This is a genomic window from Nonomuraea sp. NPDC050547 (genome assembly GCF_044457345.1).
GTDB lineage: Bacteria > Actinomycetota > Actinomycetes > Streptosporangiales > Streptosporangiaceae > Nonomuraea.
The window spans coordinates 195359-216447 of sequence record NZ_JBITGW010000008.1; the positions used below are offsets into that span (position 1 = coordinate 195359).

The 21089-nt window shown below is 69.4% G+C and carries 27 protein-coding genes; 9 read left to right on the forward strand and 18 right to left on the reverse strand.

Features of this window, described 5'->3' with window-relative positions; all coding sequences use genetic code 11:
• Positions 1-59 precede the first annotated feature (59 nt).
• Positions 60-668: a superoxide dismutase gene (locus ACIBHY_RS21520; protein ID WP_184967702.1), complete on the reverse strand. Its 609-nt coding sequence runs from the start codon at positions 666-668 to the stop codon at positions 60-62.
• 524 nt (positions 669-1192) lie between these two features.
• On the opposite strand from ACIBHY_RS21520, the gene ACIBHY_RS21525 reads away from it, so the two are divergent.
• A complete protein-coding gene (locus ACIBHY_RS21525) occupies positions 1193-1381 on the forward strand; it encodes a DUF5999 family protein (RefSeq protein WP_397251639.1) in 189 nt (62 codons plus the stop codon).
• A gap of 235 nt (positions 1382-1616) precedes the next feature.
• On the opposite strand, the gene ACIBHY_RS21530 is transcribed toward ACIBHY_RS21525, so the two are convergent.
• From ACIBHY_RS21530 to ACIBHY_RS21565, 8 genes are all read right to left on the reverse strand, one after another.
• A complete protein-coding gene (locus ACIBHY_RS21530) occupies positions 1617-1910 on the reverse strand; it encodes a hypothetical protein (RefSeq protein ID WP_397307540.1) in 294 nt (97 codons plus the stop codon).
• Between the two features lie 185 nt (positions 1911-2095).
• Entirely contained in the window at positions 2096-2818 is a 723-nt protein-coding gene (locus ACIBHY_RS21535) for a hypothetical protein (protein ID WP_397307541.1), read from the reverse strand.
• Positions 2815-3219, reverse strand: a complete 405-nt coding sequence (locus tag ACIBHY_RS21540; protein WP_397307542.1) for a hypothetical protein — start codon at positions 3217-3219, stop codon at positions 2815-2817. The genes ACIBHY_RS21535 and ACIBHY_RS21540 overlap by 4 nt, the downstream gene beginning before the upstream one ends.
• Before the next feature lie 61 nt (positions 3220-3280).
• Positions 3281-4147 (reverse strand): helix-turn-helix domain-containing protein, encoded by an 867-nt coding sequence (locus ACIBHY_RS21545; protein WP_397307543.1) that lies wholly within the window; start codon positions 4145-4147, stop codon positions 3281-3283.
• Between the two features lie 46 nt (positions 4148-4193).
• Entirely contained in the window at positions 4194-4721 is a 528-nt protein-coding gene (locus ACIBHY_RS21550) for a DUF6879 family protein (RefSeq protein WP_397307544.1), read from the reverse strand.
• On the reverse strand, positions 4678-4995 hold the full coding sequence (locus ACIBHY_RS21555; protein ID WP_397099095.1) for a hypothetical protein: 318 nt from the start codon (positions 4993-4995) through the stop codon (positions 4678-4680). Before ACIBHY_RS21555 ends, ACIBHY_RS21550 begins: the two co-directional genes overlap by 44 nt.
• A 200-nt stretch (positions 4996-5195) precedes the next feature.
• Positions 5196-6842 carry a fumarate hydratase gene (locus tag ACIBHY_RS21560; protein WP_397251635.1) on the reverse strand — a complete coding sequence of 549 codons (1647 nt, stop codon included), beginning with the start codon at positions 6840-6842 and terminating at the stop codon, positions 5196-5198.
• 44 nt (positions 6843-6886) lie between these two features.
• Entirely contained in the window at positions 6887-7471 is a 585-nt protein-coding gene (locus tag ACIBHY_RS21565; RefSeq protein WP_397307545.1) for a DinB family protein, read from the reverse strand.
• A 37-nt stretch (positions 7472-7508) separates the two neighbouring features.
• Between ACIBHY_RS21565 and ACIBHY_RS21570 the strand changes: the two genes are divergently transcribed.
• The gene (locus ACIBHY_RS21570; protein WP_397307546.1) at positions 7509-8141 is read left to right on the forward strand and encodes a maleylpyruvate isomerase N-terminal domain-containing protein; all 633 of its coding nucleotides are present in this window, start codon (positions 7509-7511) and stop codon (positions 8139-8141) included.
• A 98-nt stretch (positions 8142-8239) separates the two neighbouring features.
• Positions 8240-9088, forward strand: coding sequence for an SDR family oxidoreductase (locus ACIBHY_RS21575; protein WP_397307547.1), 849 nt, complete (start codon positions 8240-8242; stop codon positions 9086-9088).
• Here the strand turns inward: ACIBHY_RS21575 and ACIBHY_RS21580 are convergent.
• From ACIBHY_RS21580 to ACIBHY_RS21590, 3 genes are read right to left on the reverse strand one after another with little or no spacing between them, the layout of a single operon-like run.
• On the reverse strand, positions 9078-9938 hold the full coding sequence (locus ACIBHY_RS21580; RefSeq protein ID WP_397251626.1) for a deoxyribose-phosphate aldolase: 861 nt from the start codon (positions 9936-9938) through the stop codon (positions 9078-9080). The two genes, ACIBHY_RS21575 and ACIBHY_RS21580, sit on opposite strands and share 11 nt — an antisense overlap.
• Positions 9931-10869 carry a Gfo/Idh/MocA family oxidoreductase gene (locus ACIBHY_RS21585; protein ID WP_397307548.1) on the reverse strand — a complete coding sequence of 313 codons (939 nt, stop codon included), beginning with the start codon at positions 10867-10869 and terminating at the stop codon, positions 9931-9933. The genes ACIBHY_RS21580 and ACIBHY_RS21585 overlap by 8 nt, the downstream gene beginning before the upstream one ends.
• A gap of 49 nt (positions 10870-10918) precedes the next feature.
• Complete coding sequence (locus ACIBHY_RS21590; RefSeq protein ID WP_397307549.1) at positions 10919-12280, reverse strand: PLP-dependent aminotransferase family protein; 1362 nt, start codon at positions 12278-12280, stop codon at positions 10919-10921.
• Positions 12281-12348: 68 nt separating this feature from the next.
• Here ACIBHY_RS21590 and ACIBHY_RS21595 point away from each other — a divergent pair, with 68 nt between their 5' ends.
• Positions 12349-13233 (forward strand): EamA family transporter, encoded by an 885-nt coding sequence (locus tag ACIBHY_RS21595; RefSeq protein WP_397251620.1) that lies wholly within the window; start codon positions 12349-12351, stop codon positions 13231-13233.
• On the opposite strand, the gene ACIBHY_RS21600 is transcribed toward ACIBHY_RS21595, so the two are convergent.
• The 4 genes from ACIBHY_RS21600 to ACIBHY_RS21615 all read right to left on the reverse strand — a co-directional run bounded on the left by ACIBHY_RS21600 (position 13199) and on the right by ACIBHY_RS21615 (position 16068).
• Positions 13199-13324, reverse strand: coding sequence for a hypothetical protein (locus ACIBHY_RS21600; RefSeq protein ID WP_397251618.1), 126 nt, complete (start codon positions 13322-13324; stop codon positions 13199-13201). The genes ACIBHY_RS21595 and ACIBHY_RS21600 overlap by 35 nt on opposite strands.
• Before the next feature lie 69 nt (positions 13325-13393).
• Entirely contained in the window at positions 13394-13969 is a 576-nt protein-coding gene (locus ACIBHY_RS21605) for a DUF1772 domain-containing protein (RefSeq protein ID WP_397251616.1), read from the reverse strand.
• A gap of 258 nt (positions 13970-14227) precedes the next feature.
• On the reverse strand, positions 14228-15388 hold the full coding sequence (locus ACIBHY_RS21610; RefSeq protein ID WP_397307550.1) for an MFS transporter: 1161 nt from the start codon (positions 15386-15388) through the stop codon (positions 14228-14230).
• Positions 15389-15420: 32 nt separating this feature from the next.
• Positions 15421-16068, reverse strand: coding sequence for a phosphatase PAP2 family protein (locus ACIBHY_RS21615; RefSeq protein WP_397307551.1), 648 nt, complete (start codon positions 16066-16068; stop codon positions 15421-15423).
• A 73-nt stretch (positions 16069-16141) separates the two neighbouring features.
• Here ACIBHY_RS21615 and ACIBHY_RS21620 point away from each other — a divergent pair, with 73 nt between their 5' ends.
• Positions 16142-16738 carry a TetR/AcrR family transcriptional regulator gene (locus ACIBHY_RS21620; protein ID WP_397307552.1) on the forward strand — a complete coding sequence of 199 codons (597 nt, stop codon included), beginning with the start codon at positions 16142-16144 and terminating at the stop codon, positions 16736-16738.
• A gap of 80 nt (positions 16739-16818) precedes the next feature.
• Here the strand turns inward: ACIBHY_RS21620 and ACIBHY_RS21625 are convergent, their stop codons facing one another.
• Positions 16819-17475 (reverse strand): DUF998 domain-containing protein, encoded by a 657-nt coding sequence (locus ACIBHY_RS21625; RefSeq protein ID WP_397251608.1) that lies wholly within the window; start codon positions 17473-17475, stop codon positions 16819-16821.
• 72 nt (positions 17476-17547) lie between these two features.
• Here ACIBHY_RS21625 and ACIBHY_RS21630 point away from each other — a divergent pair, with 72 nt between their 5' ends.
• A complete protein-coding gene (locus ACIBHY_RS21630; RefSeq protein WP_397251606.1) occupies positions 17548-18096 on the forward strand; it encodes a hypothetical protein in 549 nt (182 codons plus the stop codon).
• A 59-nt stretch (positions 18097-18155) separates the two neighbouring features.
• Positions 18156-18806, forward strand: coding sequence for a DUF1707 domain-containing protein (locus ACIBHY_RS21635; protein WP_397307553.1), 651 nt, complete (start codon positions 18156-18158; stop codon positions 18804-18806).
• 42 nt (positions 18807-18848) lie between these two features.
• On the opposite strand, the gene glpX is transcribed toward ACIBHY_RS21635, so the two are convergent.
• The gene (glpX, locus tag ACIBHY_RS21640) at positions 18849-19883 is read right to left on the reverse strand and encodes a class II fructose-bisphosphatase (RefSeq protein WP_397251602.1); all 1035 of its coding nucleotides are present in this window, start codon (positions 19881-19883) and stop codon (positions 18849-18851) included.
• 82 nt (positions 19884-19965) lie between these two features.
• On the opposite strand from glpX, the gene ACIBHY_RS21645 reads away from it, so the two are divergent.
• Both ACIBHY_RS21645 and ACIBHY_RS21650 read left to right on the forward strand, forming a co-directional pair.
• On the forward strand, positions 19966-20547 hold the full coding sequence (locus ACIBHY_RS21645) for a TetR/AcrR family transcriptional regulator (protein WP_379610676.1): 582 nt from the start codon (positions 19966-19968) through the stop codon (positions 20545-20547).
• Positions 20548-20558: 11 nt separating this feature from the next.
• Positions 20559-21089, forward strand: a complete 531-nt coding sequence (locus ACIBHY_RS21650; RefSeq protein WP_397251600.1) for a DUF4245 domain-containing protein — start codon at positions 20559-20561, stop codon at positions 21087-21089.

Consider the following 21089-nt stretch of genomic DNA (forward strand, 5'->3'; position numbering starts at 1 on the left):
TACCTATTTGTGTAAACCGACCAGTAGAGGCCGGGCCGATAAAAAGTTGCGAACTTTGGTCAACTCGCTTGACTTGTGACGTCAGCGAACCTACGCGTCACGTCGTCCCAGTTGATCAGGCTCCACAGCTTCTCCACATAGTCCGGGCGGACGTTGCGGTACTGCAGGTAGTACGCGTGCTCCCAGGCGTCGAAGACCAGGAGCGGCGTGCTGTTCATGCCGACGTTGCCATGGTGGTCGTAGACCTGCTCGACGACCAGGCGTTTGCCGAGCGGTTCCCACGCCAGGATTCCCCAACCGGAACCCTGCACCCCGGCGGTGGCCGTCGTCAACTGCTTCTGGAAGGCCTCGAACGTGCCGAAGTGCTCGTCGATGGCCGCCCGCAGCGCGCCGTCGGGACGGTCGCCGCCGTCGGGGGAGAGGTTCTCCCAGAAGATCGAGTGCAGCACGTGGCCGGAGAGGTTGAACGCGAACGTCTTCTCCAGGCCGACCAGCCCGCCGAACTCGCCCTTGTCGCGGGCCTCCGCGAGGCGCTCCAGGGTGTCGTTGGCGCCCTTGACGTACGCCGCGTGGTGCTTGGCGTGGTGCAGTTCCAGGATCTCGCCGGTGATGGCGGGCTCCAGCGCCGCGTAGTCGTAAGGCATGTCAGGAAGGGTGTACTCCCCCATGTGTCCTCCTAGTCGATCACTGGCATCCGACACTATTGCAACTATCTCGCAACTGCATCAGACCTGCGACCTAGGTCTAGCCCTTCTTGCGAGTTATTCGCAAGTAAGACATCATGGCAAGAGTCAGTTAGGTCCTGGTCGTGCGGGCGAGCGGTCTCCGTTCGCCCGCATCGCCGTTTGTGCCTGCGGCCGGTTCGTCCCCAACTCCCGTTGTAGGGGGACCCCTGAACCCGCTTACGAAACCCTTGTCGCGTCTTGTCAGTGGGTTGTAGGTGTGCGGTAAGAGGTACGGCGCAGAGTGAAGCCATGAAGCAGGCAGGCAGCCCCCGAAACTGTCGGTCCCGATCGTCAGAATGAGGGCAAGCGCCCAGACCCTAGGGACGTGATGAAGATGCGCCAGACCCAGATCAGGCCCCGTCCGAAGAAGCCCGCCGGGACCGCGCTGGACCTCCGCACTCCGTCAGGGCGCAAGCTGCCCTTCTGAAAACCCCAAGCTTTTCCAGGAGTCACCTGAGAGGTGCACGATGTGCGGTCACCAGCCGATCTGCCCCACTGCCTACTCCGCCGACCGTGAGGCGTCGCACGTGATCTCGGCCCACCCTGACCAGGGCTGGAGCCTGCTGTGCAATGGCGTGGTGCTGTTCGACGACACCGGGCTGCTGCTGCCGGACGGCACGATCGTCGCGCCCCATCGGGAGCCGGTCGCCGCCTGAAAGGCAAGGTCCTCCACCTTGGCGCGCTTCGCGCGTGGGAGGTTCCGGGCGTTCTTCCAGTCGAGCTGAAGCTCGGCCCCTGTCGGTCCTCGCTCCGCTCGGGTCCCCTCCCCAATGCGCGCCTCCGGCGCCCCGGGGTCAGGACGAGACGCTCAATCCCGGCTGGACGCCTTCCGCGATTGGGCTTGGACGCCTCCGGCAGGAGCCCAGACAAGATCGCTTTGAACGAGCGGGCCTAGCTTCCGTCCGGCTCGCCGGCACGCCGCCGCCATGCCGGCTCCTCATACAGGTCCGACCACTGTCCCCGCCGCAGCCTGTTCTGCCAGAAAGCCGCCACGACGGCAGCGAGCAGCAGGCCGGCCACTGCCGCGACGCCACCTGCGGACAGCAGCAGTTCTGGGGCCCAGGCGCTCATCCCGCCGACCGTGATCGCTCCCGCGAACACCAGCGTGAGCACGACCCGGTCCGTGACGCCGATGGACCGCCGTTGGCCGACGTGCACGCCGTCGGCCGGGAGCAGTTCCCACACCTGCCCGCACGCTGGGCACCGCCATGGCGAGGGGTTTCCCGCTACGGCGACAGGTCGGTTGCAGTCATGCGTGCCGGGCTGCTCGTCCACCTGGTCAGCCTCCTCCGGCGGGTCAGCCGCGTTCGCGCTCGGCGGCTCTGGCCCGCCGTACCAACGTGTTCAGGTTGCCTGACCAGACCTCCACGTCAGCGCCCCTGCGCTTGGCGTGAACCCGTCGCAGCGCCGGGTTCTCCCAGTAGGCTCGGCCATCCTTGGTGAAGGGTGTGAGTGGGCGCTTCACAGGCCCATGACGCATCACCTTCTGTCACGGCCGACTGCACGTCATGTAGCAGCATAAGCAACTCACGAGCCACCACGTGATGCATGTCGTACTCATCGAACCTGAGAACGGCATTGCGTTCGAACGGAACCACAGGGGGCAAGCAGGGAGCGAACACATCTGCCCGCACCCCGAAGGGCGAGCAGTCGCCCACGGTGAAGACGGCCGCGTTGCGCCGCAGATGCGAACACTGCGAAACCGCTTCCGGAATGCAGGCCGGGCACGTCGGCGGCGCGTTGGTGTAGCCGTCGCCATCATCTCCATAACCGGACGACAACAGCCACCAGATCCGGCCCGTGTTCCGATCCACAGCCGACCGCGCGCACACCTGGCACAACCGTTTTTCCATGCAGCGCCACTGTCGCAGCGTGTTGACCGTCCTAAAGTCTGGCCGCCCCACGCGGTTCTGACTCTGCCGCAGAAGGAGGACGCCGTTGCGGAAGTCGTTCCGATGGGGCACGGCGTAGCCCAGTCGCAGCCCACCATGGCGCGGCACCCACTTCAATGGAGGGTTCTGAGCCTCTCCTGTCCATCCGATCACGTACGGGTAGCGAAAGGCCGTCTCTCTGGCCTTGGCAACAGCGCTCATGAGGCGCTCTCCCAGTAGCCGGGGATCAGCGCCGCTACGCATTCGGGATGGCTTCCTGAGATCACCTCGACCTTGTCCAGTCGCGGCTCGTTGTCCTCGCCCCACTGCGCCAGCTCAACCCTGTAGCCACCGGAACGGGGGCCTATGGTTACGGTGGCGACCCGCCAACCGGCGTTCGCGTAGATGATGAGTTCCGGAGGATGCCAAAGGGGCTCACGGGTTGCGGCGATCGTGATCGCGCACCGGTCGGTACGCCGCTGGATCAGTTGGGCGTTGATGCCTGCCGTCTTCAGATGCCCAAGAACCTGGTCAAGTGCCGCGTGGTGAGTGGCGGCTTCCCCTCCGGTGATTGGCTGGCAGAGCGGGATGCCACCCGATCCTGTGGTGTGCGTGGGCGCCATGGTTCGACGCTAGAAGTGGGCGTTTTCCAGGGGCAATGATGTTGCCCCTAGTTGCCCCCAATCAGTCGGCCCCCTTCGCGGCGGCGATCAGACGCCGCGCCTGGGCACCGTAGGCTGCGATGTTCGCAAAGGCCGCGAAGCGTTCCGCGTAGAGGGCGATCTCCCACTTTTGCGTTAGCTGAAGATGACCGGACACCAGTTCAACGCTGACCATCTCATCATCGAACATGGTGAACCCTTCAACGGGCGCAGCATGAGGCGAATGGGCTCTTGGCGCACCCAAGGGAACGATCCCGAGCGATACAGACGGCAGGCGTGTGATGCCTTCTAGCTGGGCCAGCTGCGCCTGGAGAATTTCACGGCCATACAGCCGATACCTGAGAGCTGACTCCTCAAGCAGGAACGCGAAGGTGCGTCCCGGCTGCCGGAGAATTGCCTGCCTCGCCAGGCGCTCTTGGACGGCCGCCGACAGGTCGTCGGCCTGGACGTTGTGACGCTGCTGCACGGCGGTGAGAACTGCCGTCGCATAGTCCGCTGTCTGGAGTAACCCGGGAATCATTCTCGGCTGATACGTGCGCACGGATGTAGCTCGATCGAAGATCGGGCGCACGCCCTTTTGGGCGGCGCGCAGCCCGGCGCGATTGATCCGGCGGGAATCGGTCCACATCCCGGCTGCCTCGCCACGCGCGGCAAGCAGTTCGTTCGTGCGCTCTGGCGGCACCCCGCAGGCACGGCACCAGGCCCGCAGATCTTCAGCCGAGATCGGGCGTGCTCCACTCTCGATCTTGGACACCTTGGATCGCCCGTGCCATCCGGCAGCCTCGGCCAGCTCATCACCAGTCAGTCCCGCATCCTCACGGATCTCGCGGAGCTGACCGGCAAGCGCCTGTCTGGCCTGCTGGGCGCTGGAAGAGGACGACGACGGCACGGCTACCAGTGTGCAGAGTTCGCGCGGCTACTCGGCACGGGGGAGCTCATGGCCGGTATTCGTCGTGCGGGATGGCGAGATTCCATACGGCCTCGAATGCTGCCGCACACAGCTCGACCACGCGGGGATCGTCGCTGAACTGATGCCCCACCACTTCCCCGGCACCGTCGAACACCGAGAACCTGGCCAGGCGGTTATCGAACACCCAGTAGGGGTTGCCCGGCAGGGCAAGCGCTGACGAGAGATGCCGGGGCAGCCAGCGCAGTTGTTCTCCAGCCGCCAGTTGGAACGCGGGCGCAACCGCGTGCATGTACCTGGTGTAGTCGCTCACCGGCTCCGAGATGATGCGAGCCCGCCGGACGGTTACGCCTCGCGCGACAGCGGGCGCTACGACATCGACCCATGCACGAGCCTGGTCGTGGTTGATGAAGTCTCGCCCGGCCTTGAACGCGATGAACCCTGGATCTGCCGTCATGTGTGCGTCGTGGATCTCCAGGTGTACGGCTGACACGGTGCAGTCTGCGAGCAGTTCAGCGAACGTCGGCTTTTTCGCGCTGGGTCCGAATATCTTCATCGGGCCTGGGGTGCTGCCCTTCGGCGAATCGGCGCTTTCCGCGTTCGTAGCTCCCACTGACCGCCTCCATGATGATTTCCGCCATCGCGGCCGGAAGCATCACAACCGCCTCAGTGTCCTTGATCCTGCTGTCGGAGTTGATCCACGCCAGGACATCAGGGTCCATCACCAGATCGCCCTGGAAGTAGAAGTTGCCCGTCTCCGGATCTACGAACACTGCCGGACAGTCGTCGGTGGCGTTGTCCGGGTCTACACCCACGAACTCTAGCCACATGCGCCTCTCCCCACTGGTGGAGTTGCCCAATGTTGCCCTGGCATGGTGAGCCTGCGCCCTGTGGGGTTGGAGCGTCAAGGGAAGAGTTGGGTGTCGCCCGCGAGCCGGTCTGGATGCGGATGTCGCCCCGGAACGACGAGAAGCCCCGGACTTCGCACACGCTAAGTCCGAGGCCTGCCGGAACGACCTTGATCCCGGATCTAGCGCGGTGGGCGGGTGATCGACAGGACGGGGCCGGTTCTGTCGGTGAAGAAGTCCTCGCCCTTGTCGTCGACCACGATGAACGCCGGGAAGTCCGCCACCTCGATCTTCCACACGGCCTCCATCCCCAGCTCGGGGTACTCCAGCACCTCGACCTTCTTGATGCAGTCCTGTGCCAGGCGCGCCGCCGGGCCGCCGATGGAGCCGAGGTAGAACCCGCCGTACGCCGCGCAGGCGTCGGTCACCTGCTTGGACCGGTTGCCCTTGGCCAGCATCACCATGGATCCGCCCGCGGCCTGGAACCGTTCGACGTAGGAGTCCATCCGCCCGGCGGTCGTCGGGCCGAAGGAGCCGGAGGCGTATCCCTCGGGCGTCTTGGCGGGGCCGGCGTAGTAGACCGCGTGGTCCTTCAGGTACTGCGGCATCTCGCCGCCGTTGTCGAGGAGTTCGCCGATCTTCGCGTGGGCGATGTCGCGGGCGACGACGAGGGGGCCGGTGAGCGACAGCCGCGTCTTGACCGGATATTTCGTGAGCTGGGCGAGAATCTCGGGCATCGGGCGGTTGAGGTTGATCTCTACCACGTCGTCAGACAGGTGCTCGTCCGTGGTCTCCGGCAGGAAGCGGGCCGGGTCGGTCTCCAGCTTCTCCAGGAAGACGCCCTCCGGCGTGATCTTCGCCAGCGCCTGCCGGTCCGCCGAGCACGACACCGCGATCGCCACCGGGCAGGACGCCCCGTGCCGCGGCAGCCTGATCACCCGCACGTCGTGGCAGAAGTACTTGCCGCCGAACTGCGCCCCGATGCCGAGCTTCTGGGTCAGCTCGAACACCTTCTTCTCCAGCTCCACGTCACGGAAGCCGTGCCCGGCCGCCGACCCCTCTGTGGGCAGCGCGTCGAGGTAGCGGGCGCTGGCGTACTTGGCCGTCTTCAGCGCGTACTCGGCGCTGGTGCCGCCCACGACCACCGCCAGATGGTACGGCGGGCAGGCCGCCGTACCGAGTGAGCGGATCTTCTCCTCCAGGAACGCCAGCATGCGCTTCTCGTTGAGCACCGCCTTGGTCTCCTGGTACAGGAACGACTTGTTGGCCGAACCGCCGCCCTTGGCCATGAAGAGCAGCTTGTAGCTGTCGTCGCCCTCGGCGTACAGCTCGATCTGGGCGGGCAGGTTGCTGCCGGTGTTCTTCTCCTCCCACATCGTCAGCGGCGCCATCTGCGAGTAGCGGAGGTTGAGCTTGGTGTAGGCGTCGTAGACGCCGCGGGAGATGTGCTCGGCGTCGCGCCCGTCGGTGAGCACGTGGCGCCCGCGCTTGCCCATGACGATCGCGGTGCCGGTGTCCTGGCACATGGGCAGTACGCCGCCGGCCGAGATCGAGGCGTTCTTGAGCAGGTCGAGCGCGACGAAGCGGTCGTTGCCGCTCGACTCGGGGTCATCGACGATCTTCCGCAGCTGGGCCAGGTGGCTGGGCCGCAGGTAGTGGGAGATGTCGTGGATCGCGGTCTCGGTCAGCGACCGCAGCACCTCGGGGTCGACTTCGAGGAACGTCCGCCCGGCCGCCTCGACCTTCCGCACCCCCTCCGTGGTGATGAGCCGGTACTCGGTCTCGTCGGCGCCAAGCGGAAGCAGGTCGGTGTAGTCGAACTCGGGCATTCTCTCGATCCTTTCGGTCCCCATAGAGGGTACGCCCACCGCGGTCAGCCTCCGCCCGCCTTCCGCGCGGCGGCCTCCACCTTGGCGTGGTGTTCCTCCCACCACGCGGCCTCGGTCGAGGGGAGGTTGTCGTTGCTCCGGCGCAGCCCGGCGGTGCCGTCGATCAGCTCCCTGACGATGTCGGCGTGCCCGGCGTGCCGGTTCGTCTCGGCCGTCATGTGGACGAGCAGCAGATGGAGGGTGGGGTGCCGGCGCTCCTCCGGCCACCAGTGCACGGTGCCGGTGGCGTCGAGGTCCAGTTCCTCGATGGTGGCGTCGGCGTGGGCGCACGCCCGCTCGTACAGGCCGAGGATGTCGGCGCGTGACTCCTCCGGAGCGGCCCAGAGGTCGGAGTTGAGCTCTGCGTCCTCGGACATCCACGGCAGCGGCTCGGGGAAGGGCCGCCCGAACACGCCGCCGAAGTAGCCGGTCTCGACCCCGGCCAGGTGCTTGACCAGGCCGAGCAGGTTGGTCCCCGTCGGCGTCATCGGCCGGCGTGCCTCGTACTCCGCCAGCCCCTCCAGCTTCCACACCATGGCGTCGCGGGCGTCACGCAGGTAGCGGTGGAGCTGTGCCTTGTGATCGGTCATGCTCAGAGTCTCCTGCACGGGAAAGGGGTGTTCCAGCATGGTCAGGGATGACTTCCTCGCCGCCGCCCGCTCGGCGGCGACGCTGCTGCGCGCGCCGGAGGTGGCCGCGGCCTGGGCCGGTCCGAGCGCGCTCGCCGACTTCAGCGTGTCCGGCCTCGCCGGGCATCTCGCCTATCAGGTCCTGGGTGTACGGCAGGCGCTGGCCGACCCGGTTCCCGAGGAGGAGACGGTCACCCTGATCGGCCACTACGCCCGCGTGGAGTGGATCGGATCGGCTCCGGACGACCCGGTGAACGTCCGGATCAGGGACGGCGGCGAGCAGGTCGCGGCGGCGGGCGCGGACGCCCTGGCCGGCGCGCTCGACGCGGCGGTGGCCGAGCTGACGCGGACGCTGGCCGTGGCGCCGGAGCGGGCGGTGCGCATCCCGTTGTGGGGGCCGTGGTCGCTGTCGCTGTCCGACTTTCTCCGCACGCGGATGATGGAGCTGGCCGTGCACAGCGACGATCTGGCGGTGAGCGTGGGGGTGGCGACTCCGGTGCTGCCCGACGGGGTGATGGAGACGGTGATCGACCTGCTGGCGCGGCTGGCCGTACGGCGTCATGGGGGGACTGAGGTGTTGCGGGCGCTGTCGCGGGCCGAGCGTTCGCCGGGGAGTATCGCCGCCTTCTGAGTGAGACGAGACGGTCCGTCTTGACATGGGCGGGCCGCGCCAGCATACTTCTCGAAGCGAGACGAACCGTCTCGGTTCATCTTCTGAGGAGACACCGTATGCGCACTGCCCAAACGTGGTTCATCACCGGTGCCAGCCGCGGCCTCGGCCGCGCGTTCACGGAGGGCGCGCTGGAGCGCGGTGACAGGGTGGCGGCCGTGGCCAGGAACGTCGAGCCGCTGCGTGAGCTGGGGGAGAAGTATCCGGACGCGCTGCTGGTCCGGGTGCTCGACGTGACCGACCGGGACGCGGTGTTCGCCACCGTGAAGGCCGCGCACGAGCACTTCGGCCGCCTGGACATCGTGGTCAACAATGCCGGGACCATGTCATCCGGCATGATCGAGGAGTTCACCGAGCAGGAGGCCAGAGCGCAGTTCGAGGTCAACTTCTTCGGGGCGTTGTGGGTGGCTCAGGCGGCGATGCCGTACCTGAGGGAGCAGAGGTCCGGACACATCGTGCAGATCTCCAGCATCGGGGCGCTCGGCGCGTTCCCCACGACCGGCCTGTACAGCGCGAGCAAGTTCGCGCTGGAGGGCATGAGCGAGGCGCTGGCCATGGAGGCCGCCCAGTTCGGGGTCAAGCTCACGATGGTCCAGCCGGGCGGCTACTGGACCGACCTGTACACGAGCATGGCCACGTCGGAGGCGCGGCCGGAGTACGCCGAGCTGCGGGCCGAGCTGGCCAAGCAGTGGGCGGAGGGTTCGGTGGACAGCGAGCCGCGCCTGGCGGCCGAGGCCATGCTGAAGCTGGTCGACAGCCCGAACCCGCCGCTGCGCCTCCTGCTCGGCAGCCTGGTCTACGACCTGGCGTTCAGCGTCTCCCAGCAGCGCATGGAGACGTGGGCCGCCTGGGAGGAGGTCAGCCGGGCGGCCGAGAAGGCGGTGCCCGCTCCCGGGCTCACGGCGTGAGCATGGAGACGGCGGTGTCCACGGCCCCGGCCACGTCGTCGTCCTGCGGGTACAGCAGCGCCCGGCCCACGACCAGCCCGCGCACACCGGGCAACTGCAGGGCCTTGCGCCACGCCGCGTACGCCAGGTCGGGCGCCTCGCCGGGATCGCCGCCCAGCAGAAGCGTGGGCAGGGTGGTGGCGGCCATGACGCGCTCCATGTCCGCCACGACCGGGATCTTCAGCCAGGTCCTGGCCGAGGTCGCGCCGAGGCCCTGGGCGACGTTGACGGCCTTGATGACGCCCTCGGGCGACAGGTCGTGGCCGGAGCGCGCCGACCAGAACGGCTCGACCATGGCGATCAGGCCACCGGCCGCGAGCTCGGTCACCGCCCTGCCGCAGGACTCCAGCGTGGCGGCGGTGCCCGGCTCGTCGAGGGCGATGCGGCAGAGCATCTTGCCGCCGTCGAGCCGCATCCGGGCGATCGTCGGCACGTCGTAGGCGGTGAAGCGGTCGTCGAACTCGAAGGCCGCTCCCTGGATGCCGCCCCGGTTCATGGAACCGATCACGATCTTGCCGTGCAGGGCGCCGAGCAGCAGCAGGTCCTCGACCACGTCCGGCGTGGCCAGCAGCCCGTCCACGCCCGGCCTGGCCAGCGCGGTCACCAGGCGGTCGAGCAGCTCCACCCGGCTGCCCATGGCCAGCGGGCGGCGGCCCGCCCCCAGCGCGCCGCGCGCGGGATGGTCGGCCGCGATGATCATGAGCTGGCCGCGCGCGCCGGTGGCGGGACGGCGCCGCCGCGAGGCCGCCGCGTCCGCGATGCGCTCCGGATACAGGGCCCTGATCTGCCTGATCTCGCGGTAGTCAGCCAAGGCCCACCATCTCTGTGATGTCGACAGCACGCCGCTCGCGCCGCGACAGCTCCGCCGCCTCAGCCACGTAGAGGGCGGCCAGCGCGTCCTCGATCGTGCACTGACTGGTCGAACCGCGCAGAAAGGCATCGATCTCCTGCGCGTACGCGTCGGCGAACCGGCTGACGAAGTCCGGCCAGGGCGGCCCGTCGAACCCGCTGATCGGCGCGCGCGGGCCCAGCCCGACCGCGTGGGTGGCCTTGCTGCCGGCCAGTTCCATCCGCACGTCGTAGCCGGCGCCGTTGTAGCGCGAACCCTGCACGGTGGCCAGCGTGCCGTCGTCGAGCGTGAGCAGCGCGGCGCTGGTGTCCACGTCCCCGGCGGCGGCGAAGAAGTCCGCCGGGCCCAGGTTCGAGCCGGTGGCGTAGACGGTGGCCACCTCGCGGCCGGTGATCCAGCGCACGAGGTCGAAGTCGTGGATGTGGCAGTCGCGGAAGATCCCGCCCGAGGTGGCGACGTACTCGGCGGACGGCGGAGCCGGGTCCGCGGTGATGAGGTGGAGCCGGTGCGGTTCGCCCAGCTCACCCGCGCGCAGCGCCCGCGCGGCCTCGGCGAAACCGGGGTCGAAGCGGCGCTGGAAGCCGATCTGCACGTGCGCGCCCTTCTTGGCGGCCAGTTCGGCCAGCGCGCGGGTCTCCTCGACGGTCGCGGCGACGGGCTTCTCGCAGAAGGCCGGGATGCCCCGCTCGATGGCCGTCCTCAGCAGTTCGGCGTGCGTGCCGGTCGGCGTGGCGATGACCAGCGCGTCGCAGGTGAACGGGTCGCCCGGCCGCCCGTGCGGCGACGTGCGCACGGGATCGGCGACGATCAGTTCCTCGACGAGCGGGTGGGCGGCCAGCGTGGCCGCGTGGAAGGCTCCGATCCTGCCCAGGCCGAGCAGTCCGACGCGCATCGCGCCTCCAAGGGTGTTTGGCTTCTCTTTTCTAGGCGACGCCTCTGGCTCAGTCAATCCTTTGTCCTGACATTCTGACCTTTAGCTCCCGGACGGCTCCCGCCGCCCGATGAACCGGCACCCGCGCGAAGCCGACCACCATCGCCGGCGGCCCGGGGCGGAACCGCATCGGCCCCACCGGCTCGGCGGCCAGCCCGAGAGCCTGCGCGGCGGCGGCCGCGGCCGGCTCGTCCCAATGCTCCGGCAGCTCCAGGTAGACGTGCAGACCGGCCTCGATGCCCCGCACCCGGATCTCGGGCAGTTGCTCGTTCAGCGCGGTGACCAGCGCGTCCCTGCGCCTCCTGTACTCCCTGCGGGTGCGCCGCAGGTGCCGGTCGTAGCCGCCGGTGCGCAGGAAGTGGGCCAGCGCGTACTGCTCGATCACCGGGGAGCCTAGATCGAGCTCGCCGCGCGCCTGCCGTACGGCGGCGGCGAGGTCTTCCGGCGCGGCCACCCAGCCCAGCCGCAGGCCCGGCGCCAGCGACTTGCTCACGCTGCCGGAGAGGATCACCCGGTCGGGCGCGAGCCCCTGCAGGCAGCCGACGGGGTCGCGGTCGAAGCGGAACTCGGCGTCGTAGTCGTCCTCCAGGACGATCCCGCCCCACTCGATGAGCTCGGCGCGGCGGCCGGGGGAGAGCACGACGCCCGTTGGGTAGTGGTGCGCCGGCGTGATCAGCACCGCGTCAGCCCCGCTGGCGGCCAGCGCCTTCACGTCCAGGCCCTCGTCGTCGCTGGGCACCGGAACCGGCGTCGCGCCCGCCCTCCTGACCAGCGGGACCTGACGTGGGCTGCTGGGGTCCTCGATGGCCAGCCGTTCGACGCCGAGCACGAGCAGGCTCAGGCTGAGGCCCTGCGCGACGCCGCCGACGATGATGAGGTTCTCCGGACGCACGTCGGCGGCCCTGACCCGCTTGAGGTAGCCGGCCAGCTCCTGCCTGAGCTCCGGCACGCCGCCCGGGTCGCCGTAGTCGAACGCGTCGGAGGGCAGCGTGGTCAGCACGTGCCTGACCGAGGCCAGCCAGCGCTCGCGCGGGAACCCGCTGAGGTCGGGCGAGGTGGGGCGATGGCCGTAGAAGGGGGCGCAGACGGTGTCCTGGCGCGGCGGCGGCGCCTGGCGCGGCGCGGCGACGGCGGCGGCCACGTGGGTGCCCTTGCCCACCCGCGAGACCAGGAAGCCCTCGGCGACCAACTGCTCGTACGCCTCGACCACCACGCCTCGCGAGACGGCCAGATCGGTGGCGAGGTCGCGGCTGGCGGGCAGGCGGGTGCCGGGCGCGAGGCGGCCGTCGCGGATCGACCCGCGCAGCTCGGCGGCGATCTGCGCGGCCAGCCCGCCCCGCTCCCGATCGAGCAGAACATGAAGATCGGTCACATTGGTCCCCGTTTATCGCGGGATATTGGACTGTTTCGGCAAGCCATTGCCTTTCTAGCATGCTGACCATGAGAAACGGAGCTCTCGGCGCGGCCACGGCCATGTTCATGGTGGGGACGCTCGCCGCCGTGTCCGGCCTGATCAAGGACTATCCGGTGTACGGCGGGCAGGCCGTGCGCTACCTCCTTGCCGCGGCGGTCCTGCTGGTGGTGACCAGGGCGCTCGGGCTGCGGTTCGTCCGGCTGACGCTCCGGGAGGTCGGTTGCCTGGTGGGGCTGGCCGTACTGGGGCTGGTCGTGTTCAACATCTGCGTGATCGAGTCCACGCGCGACTCCGGCCCGGCGCTGGTCGGCACCGTGCTGGGGACCGTACCGTTGGTGCTCGCGCTGGTCAGCGGGCGACCGGCGCCGCGGCTGCTGGCAGGGGCCGTCGTCGTCGTGGCGGGGGCGACGCTGGCCACCGGCCTCGGGACGGGGAGCACCGGCGGGCTGCTGTGGGCGCTCGGGGCGCTGGTGGGGGAGGTGAGCTTCTCGCTCCTGGCCATTCCGCTGCTGCCGAAGCTGGGGGCGATCCGGGTGTCGGCCTACTCGACGGCGCTGGCGGTGCCCATGCTCGCGGTGGCCGGGGTGGCGGTCGAGGGCACGTCGATGTTCCGGGTGCCTACGCTGCCGGAGGCGCTCGGGCTGCTCTACCTGGCCGTTGTGGTGACGGTGGTGGCGTTCTTCCTCTGGTATTCGGCGTTGCCTAGGCTCGGGGCGGGGCTGGCGGGGTTGTTCGCCGGGATGATCCCGGTCGGCGCGATCGTGACCGGGATCGTGCTCGGCGTCGCCACGCCCTCCGCCTACGACCTGCTGGGTGCCGGGCTGGTGATCGCCGGCATCGTGGCCGGGCTCACCGCTCGGCGCGGGTCCTCCGCGGCTAGCGTTTCAGCGTCGGCCACTGTCCGCTCTTGATGCCGCTCAGCACGATGAACACGGTGGCGACCCCGATGCCGCCCACGACGAGCAGGCCGATGGCCATGATGACGATGTATCCGACTTCCATGGCGGCCTCCCTCCTCTTACCCGGTGAAACGCTGGGAGGGAGGCACCTGGTGTCCCGATATTTCGCGTTTTACTGAGATTTTGCGCCATGAACTACCAGGGCCCACATGAAGCACCCGAACGAGCCCGTAGCCGCCAGGGCCCGCACGATGTTCCACGTCACCCACTTCGCCTCGAAGGCGGCCCGCACCGCCCCCAGATCCGCGATCTTGTCCGGGTCCCCGGCCGCGGCGAGCTGATCGTTCAGCGGCACGTTCACACCCGCGGTGACGAAGAACATCACCAGATAGAGCACGAACCCCGCGATCACCCATGGCAGCACCGGCCGCAGATCACCCCGCCAGTGCAGGATCACCGCCGCCAGCATGAACAGCAGACCGCCCATGAAAGCGCTCATGAACAGCGGGTTGAGAATGGCGACGTTGATCCGCTGCATCGCCTCGACCAGCGTGCGATCACCGCTCTGCTTGAGACCCGGCATCACCGAGTAGGCGAACGCCGCGAACAACCCGGCCATGAGACCGGCGCTGAGCGTGGACAGGATCAGGGTGAGCGTGCTGAGAGCTTTCAAGCTGTTCTCCGTGGTGCGATACGGCAGGCGAACGCCACCCTGACGCACCCCACCCCGAAACACCAACCCAAACACCCTGCACGTTGTGGCACCCCACCCATGCAACCCCACCCGCCCCGCGTGCCACGCGCGCCGCGCCCCCGCATGTCCCGTGCGTCTCGCTCCCCACGGCCCTGGCTTCCTGACTCGGCCTCACGCATGGTCTCCGGCCCAGGCGTCCCGCCGGGCAGCCTGGGGCGCACCCGTGTCGGCAGGCCGCTGGGTGTGTTCTGTGCGGGGTGGTTGCTGGGCAGGTGGGTGGTGTGTGGCTTTCGGGCGGCCCACGGTCGGGGGTCAGGAGGTCTGGGCGGGGAGTTTGGGGTGGAAGCCGGGGGCCAGGGCGATGATGGCGGCCGCCAGGACCAAGGGCGCCGCGAACGCCACCTGCATCCCGGCCGCGTCCGCGATGCCGCCGACCAGCGCGGCGCCCACGATGAAGCCCACGTAGTTGAAGAGGTTCACGCGGGCGATCGCCACCCCGGTGCCCGCCGGGTCCAGGCGCCCGGCGGCCGAGAACGACTGGGGCGCCACCACCGACAGTCCCACCCCGGTCAGGCCGAAGGCGACGATGGCGAGCGGCTGGTTCGGGGCCAGGACGATGCCCAGGAAGCCCAGGGCGGCGATCGCGCCGCCGATCCGGACGATGGCCGCGGGGCCGTACCTTCTGACGGCGAAGTCGCCGCCGAGGCGCACGAGCAGCGTGGTCGCCTGGTACGCGGCGTAGGCCAGCGGGATGACCGAGGCGCCGGCGGCCAGGACGTCCTTCATATAGACGGTGGAGAAGTTGGAGATGGCGGCGTCCCCGACGTACAGGAAGGCCATCGCCAGGCAGAGTGGGATGATCGGCTTCCACGGGAAGCGGGCGGCGGCGGTCGTGGTCCGCTCGGTCTTCTCCTCCTCGATCGTGCAGAGCAGCGGCCCGGCGATCAGGGAGCCCGCGACGGCCGGCACCATGGGCAGGGCCATCGTCAGCGACAGGGGGAGGACGGAGGCCATGGCCGACGCCCACAGCGCGCCGAGCAGGCTGGCGACGCTCCATACGCAGTGGAAGCCGTTGAGCAGCGGCCGGCCGTACCGGCGCTCGACGGCGACGCCCTGCATGTTCATGCCGGCGTCGACCGCGCCGACGCCCAGCCCGAACAGGAGCAGGGCCACGAGCAGGACGGGCACGTTGGGCGCCAGGCCAGTGAGGACGACGGCGGCGGCGACCAGCGGCTGGGCCAGGCGGAGCAGCCATTTGCTGCCCAGGCGCGCGGCCAGGGTGCCCGCGCCGACGCTGCCGAGTCCGGCCAGTACCGGGACGATCAGCAGCAGGAGGGTCAGTTCGCCTTCGTCGAGCCGATGCCGGCCCTGAATGGCGGCGACCTGCGTGAGCAGGGTGGCGAAGGAGAGTCCTTGCACCGCGAACACGGCGAACGTGCCGGAGCGGGCCAGGCGGTTTCGGGGGGTCTTCACCGCGTGCCTCCTGCAGTAAACGTGAGGTGGCGTCAGGTTAGTGCCTTGGCCTCTCTCCTGACCAGGTCCTTCCGCAGCAGCGGCGCGAACCCCCACCACAGCAACAGCGTCGTGCCCCCGCCCAGCAGCGCGCCGCCGATCGTGTCGGAGAACCAGTGGGCGCTGAGGTAGGTGCGGTCCCAGACCATCAGGACCGTGAAGACGGCGGTCGCCGTCAGCCCGGCCCGCAGGTTCCCGGCGGCCATCACGGCCACGATGACCAGGCAGAACGTCACCGCCGTCACCACATGTCCAGAAGGAAACGAGCCGACGTCCACGCTCACCATCGGATCGGCCGGCCGCTCGCGCAGCACCAGCCGCTTGACGCCCTGCGCCACGACGGTGGTGGCCGAGGCGGCGGTGAGCAGCAGAGCCGCGCCCCAGCGCCGTCCCGTCACCAGCCACCAGGCCATCAGGGCGACCATGATCACCACACTGCCCCGCCCGCCGCTGAGGTTGAGCAGGTGGGACAGCACGGTGAGCGCGTCGTTGCGGGTGCCGAGCACGGCCTCGTGCCACGCGATGTCGAAGCTCTGCGTGAACGGCGCCGCCGGGTCGGCCAGCATGATCCCGGTGAAGACGGCGCCCAGGGCGAGGAGGACGAGCCCGCAGGCGAGCGTCCAGCGGGGGCGGATTTCCATGCCCGGGAAGATAGGCGAACCCCTGACTGCTAGGTAGGTTTGTTGCAATTATGTGACCTGGTAAGGTGCCGGGGTGAAACGCCGGGGATACGCCACTGGGGAGGCACGGCGCGAGCGCATCCTCGCCATCGCCCTGCTCGAGTTCGCCGAGAACGGCTACCGCGGCGCCTCACTGGCCCGCATCGCCGAACGCGCGGAACTCACCCAGGCCGGCCTTCTCCACCACTTCAAGAGCAAGGAACGCCTGCTCCTGGCCGTCCTCGACTACCGGGACGAGATGGACATGCGCCGCTACGGCTTCGACGTCAGCGACGGCCCGGAGATGCTGAAGGTGCTGGTGGACGTGGTCGAGTACAACTCCCGCGTGCCCGGCCTCGTGCAACTGTTCTCCGTCATCAGCGGCGAGGCCGTGACCGCCGACCACCCCGGCCACGAGTGGGCCAGGAACCGCTACCACCGCCTGCGCGAAGGCGTCGCCGCCGCCCTGCGCCGCAGTGCCGAGAATGGCCAGTTCCGCGCCGACCTCGACGCCGAGGCCCACGCCGACCGCCTCATCGCCATGATGGACGGCCTGCAGACCCAGTGGCTCCTCGACCCGGACCGCGTGGACATGCCGGCGATCTTCCGCGGCTACGTCACCGACCTGGCCACCGCCCTCCGCGGGTCCTGACCGCACGCCGTACCACCTGACCGCGCTCAACGCTCCGTACGGCCTGACCGCGCTCAACGCTCCGTGTGGCCTGAGCGCGCTCAACCGGAGGTCGCCTCCCGGACCGGGGCGACGGCGGGAGCCCGTGCGGGACCCCTGAAGCCGGCCCAGGCGCCCAGGGCGATGACCGCGGCCACCTCCGTGGCGGCCATGCCGCGTTCGACCAGGCCGAGCGGCATGACCTGCCACCAGGCGAGACCGTTGCGGGTGGCCAGCATGATGGCCGCGCCGATGCCCGCCACCCACATCACCGACCCGAGCCCGAGCAGGAACGCCGCCCAGGACATCCCGTGCCGATGCCGCCACGGCCGGGCGATGACCAGCGCCGCGATCGGCAGGCTCAGGAAGGCGATGAAGCTGCCCACCCGGTGGATGCTGCCGCTCAGGCTCGGCCCGACCGCCCAGTCGTGCTTGGGGAACGACGCCGTGATCAGCAGCCCCGCACTCCAGGCCAGCAGCGCGACGGTCCCGAACCAGCCGGCGATGCGCCGCCTGGCCAGCGACAGCCCGATCGCCGCCGAGCCGAGGGCGAGCGTGCCCACGCCGAGCCCGAAGATCCATCCCTGGTCGCCCAGGCCGTGCTCGCTGATCGTGCGGCGCAGGGGGTTGACCTCGCCCAGGTAGGCGAGGTCCAGCCCGATGATCACCGCCACCCCGGCCACGACCGCCCCGAGCCCCGCCCGTGCCGCTCTCTCCATGCAGAAGACAACGGCCGCGATCCCGGCCCGATTCCGGGTGGAAACGTGGTAGGGCTGGGTTACGTTCGGAAGATGGACAAGGGGATGCTTGCCGAATGCCGTCACCTGCTCGATCACGGCATGCCGCAAGAAGTCCGCACGGTGTTCGACGCCGATCGGGGCTATGTGCCGCTGGCTATGGACAGATCGGGTGAGGGCGGGGCGGTGGCGGTGCTGTCCGATCGCAACGGCGGGCCCATGATCATGGTCCATCTGTTCAAGAAGCGGGGTGGCGACTGGGAGCACCGGGGCGGCGGCGGAGGCGGGACGATCGAGTATCCGCTGGTCGGCCGCGTGCCGGCGAAGGGGCCGGAGGACTATCTGCGGTGCCCGGGTAACGGCGGGGTGCTGATGAACCCGGAACACCGGCTGCCCTGGACCGGCTGGTATCTACGGCACGCCGAGCTGACCGCCTCGGCCGAGGTGCGGCGGGTGCGGGTGCGCGGACGCCTCATCGACGTCCCTTTCCACGGCTTCCTGATCGTGGTCTGGTCGGCCCGCCGGGCACCCGAGGTGGAGGCGCTCGGCGAGGACGGCGAGGTGCTCACCACACTGGACGTGAGCGGCCCCACCCTTCATTGAGCCGAAACGTTAGGCGTCGGCACCGACAGTTTCCGCCGCGCGCCGGATATCGTCGAAGTGTGAATGAACGTCCCGGATCCTGGCTGCCGAAACTCGCCGAGGTGGGCGAGCGGCTGGCCGAGGAATGGCAGTCGGCGCGCGGTCAGCAGCGCGCGAGCGACCTGCCCCAGCCGCACGAACTGCGCGCCTCGGACGCCGACCGCGAGCGCGTCGCCCAAGTGCTCCAGGACGCCCACGCCGACGGCCGCATCACCCTCGACGAGCTGGAGGAACGCCTCGGCGTCCTCTACTCCGCCCGCACCCTCGGCGACCTGGCCGGCCTCACCGTCGACCTGCTGCCCGCCGACGAGCAGCCGCTGCTCCTGGACGGGCGCCCGGTCGCGGCGATCTTCAAGAAGGAAGAGCGCGGCGGCCGATGGGTGGTTCCTGCGGAGCTCGCCGTGACCGCGATGTTCGGGATGACCAAGCTCGACCTGCGCGACGCGATCCTGCAGAACCGGCGCGTCATCATCAACGCGACGCTGGTCCTGGGCGGGCTGGAGATCCACGTGCCCGAGGGTCTCGAGGTGATCCGCGTGGCCAAGGACAAGACCGTGCGGCTCACCAAGCAGCCCACCGAGCCTGACGGGCCGGTGGTGGAGGTCCGCACCACCAACTTCATGGGCGAGGTGAAGGTCAAGGAGCCGCCTCGCCGTAAGCGCCGCCGCTGACTTCCGGTACGGCCCGCCGTACCGGAAGCCGGAAAGGCGGGCTCAGCCCGCGGTGTCGAAGTTGATCGCGGAGTAGGCGCGCAGCTTCCAGAGCTGGTGCTCGCTCTCGATCTTCCTGATCGTTCCCGAACGGCCGCGCATCACCAGCGAGTGCGTCACCGCCACGCCGCCGCGGAAGCGCACACCCTGCATGAGCTCGCCCTGCGTGATCCCGGTCGCGGCGAAGAAGACGTCGTCGGAGCGGACGAGGTCGCTGGTGGTGAGGACCTGGCCGAGGTTCAGGCCGGCGTCGAGTGCCTTGCGCCGCTCGGCCTCGTCACGCGGCCACAGCTTGCCCTGGATGACGCCGCCCAGGCACTTCAGCGCGCAGGCCGCCACGATGCCTTCCGGGGTGCCGCCGATGCCGAGCATCAGGTCGATGCCCGTGCCGGCGCGCGCGGCCATGATGGCGCCGGCCACGTCGCCGTCGGGGATGAACTTGATCCGCGCGCCCGTCTCCCTGATCTCCTTGACGATCTGGTCGTGCCGCGGGCGGTCGAGGATGACCACGGTGACGTCGGCGGGGGAGGAGCCCTTGGCGCGGGCGACGGCCTGGATGTTCGCCGCCACGGGGGCTTCGATGTCCACCACGTCGGCCGCTTCGGGGCCGGTGACGAGCTTCTCCATGTAGAACACGGCCGACGGGTCGAACATCGAGCCCCGCTCGCTCACCGCGATCACCGAGACCGCGTCCGGCATGCCGAGCGCCGTGAGCCGGGTGCCGTCGATCGGGTCGACGGCCACGTCGCACTCGGGACCGCTGCCGTCACCTACCTGCTCGCCGTTGAACAACATGGGCGCGTGGTCCTTCTCACCCTCGCCGATCACGACGACACCGTTCATGGACACGGTGTTGATGAGCTGGCGCATCGCGTTGACGGCGGCGCCGTCCGCGCCGTTCTTGTCGCCTCTGCCCACCCAGCGCGCGGCGGCCATCGCGGCCGCCTCGGTGACGCGGACGAGCTCCATGGCGAGGTTTCGATCAGGGGCGTGCTCGCCCGTGGCCAGCGCTGCGGGTACAGACGTCTGATCGGACATGATGGTGGGGCCTCCTCGTGGACAACTGCCTCGATCGTAGTTGCCCCTCTATCCCCGGTCAGCGGAGGATAATGTGCCTCTCATGAGCAGCGATGTGGAACGGGCGGTGACGGGCCGGGGCGCGGCCACCCGTGTCGGCCTTCTCACGGCGGCCAAGGAGGTCTTCGTCTCGAAGGGCTTCGCGGAGGCGGGCGTGACCGATGTGGTGGCGCGCGCCAACGCCAGCGTCGGCAGCCTCTACCACCACTTCTCCGGCAAGGCCGACCTCTACCTCACGCTGTTCGAGGACTTCCAGGGCAGACAGACGCAGCGGACCAAGCGGGCCGCCCGCGAGGCCCGCGAGACGGGCGACCAGGACCCGATGCGCGTCTTCCTGCGTGCCGCCCGCGCCTACCTCGACGGCTGCCTGGAAGAACGCGAGCTGGCCGCGCTGTTCCTGCGCGGGGACGGGCCGCCCGGTTTCGAGGTCGTCATGCGCGACCGGCTGCGCACGTGGGCCTCGCGCAACGCCGCCCTGTTCGAGGGCCAGCCCGCCCTGGTGATCGCCATCACCGGCGCGCTGGCCGCGGCCGTGAACGAGGTCACGCTCTCCGGCGACCGCAAGCTGGCCGACGACGTTCTCGCCATCATCGGCCAACTCCGACCCGTCGCCCCGGCAGGGTAGCCTCATCAGTTGTGCGGTTGACCCGAACTTTCTACTCCTACGCGGTGGCCCTGTTCGTCTGCCTGGCGGCGGTGGGCCTGTTCCTGCTGATGACGCCCCAGAGCAGGACCGAGCGCATCCCCAAGCGGGACTACTCGATCACGCTGGCCAACTTCAACCGGGCCGTGCCGTACAAGGTGTGGGGCCCCGCCCAGGACCCCGGCGGCTGGGTCCCCAACAGCAACCGCATCGCCGACGGCGCGAACGGCGCGAAGGTCCTCTATCTGGGGTACGCGACCGCGAAGCGCGAGCATGCCATGTTCGCCCAGTCGGGTGAGCAGCCGGGCGCCGGGTTCGGCAACCGGATGGCCAACAGCGACAAGTCCGTCGGCACCGAGCAGGTCAACGGCCAGCCCTGGGACAAGCGCTTCCGCGAGGACAAGAACCAGCGGACCCTGATCAGAACGCTGCCCGGAGTCACCCTCGTGGTCACCGGCACCGCCGACTGGCCCGAGCTCGCCCAGCTGGCCGCCGCGCTCAAGGAAGTCCCCAAGCCCGCCTGA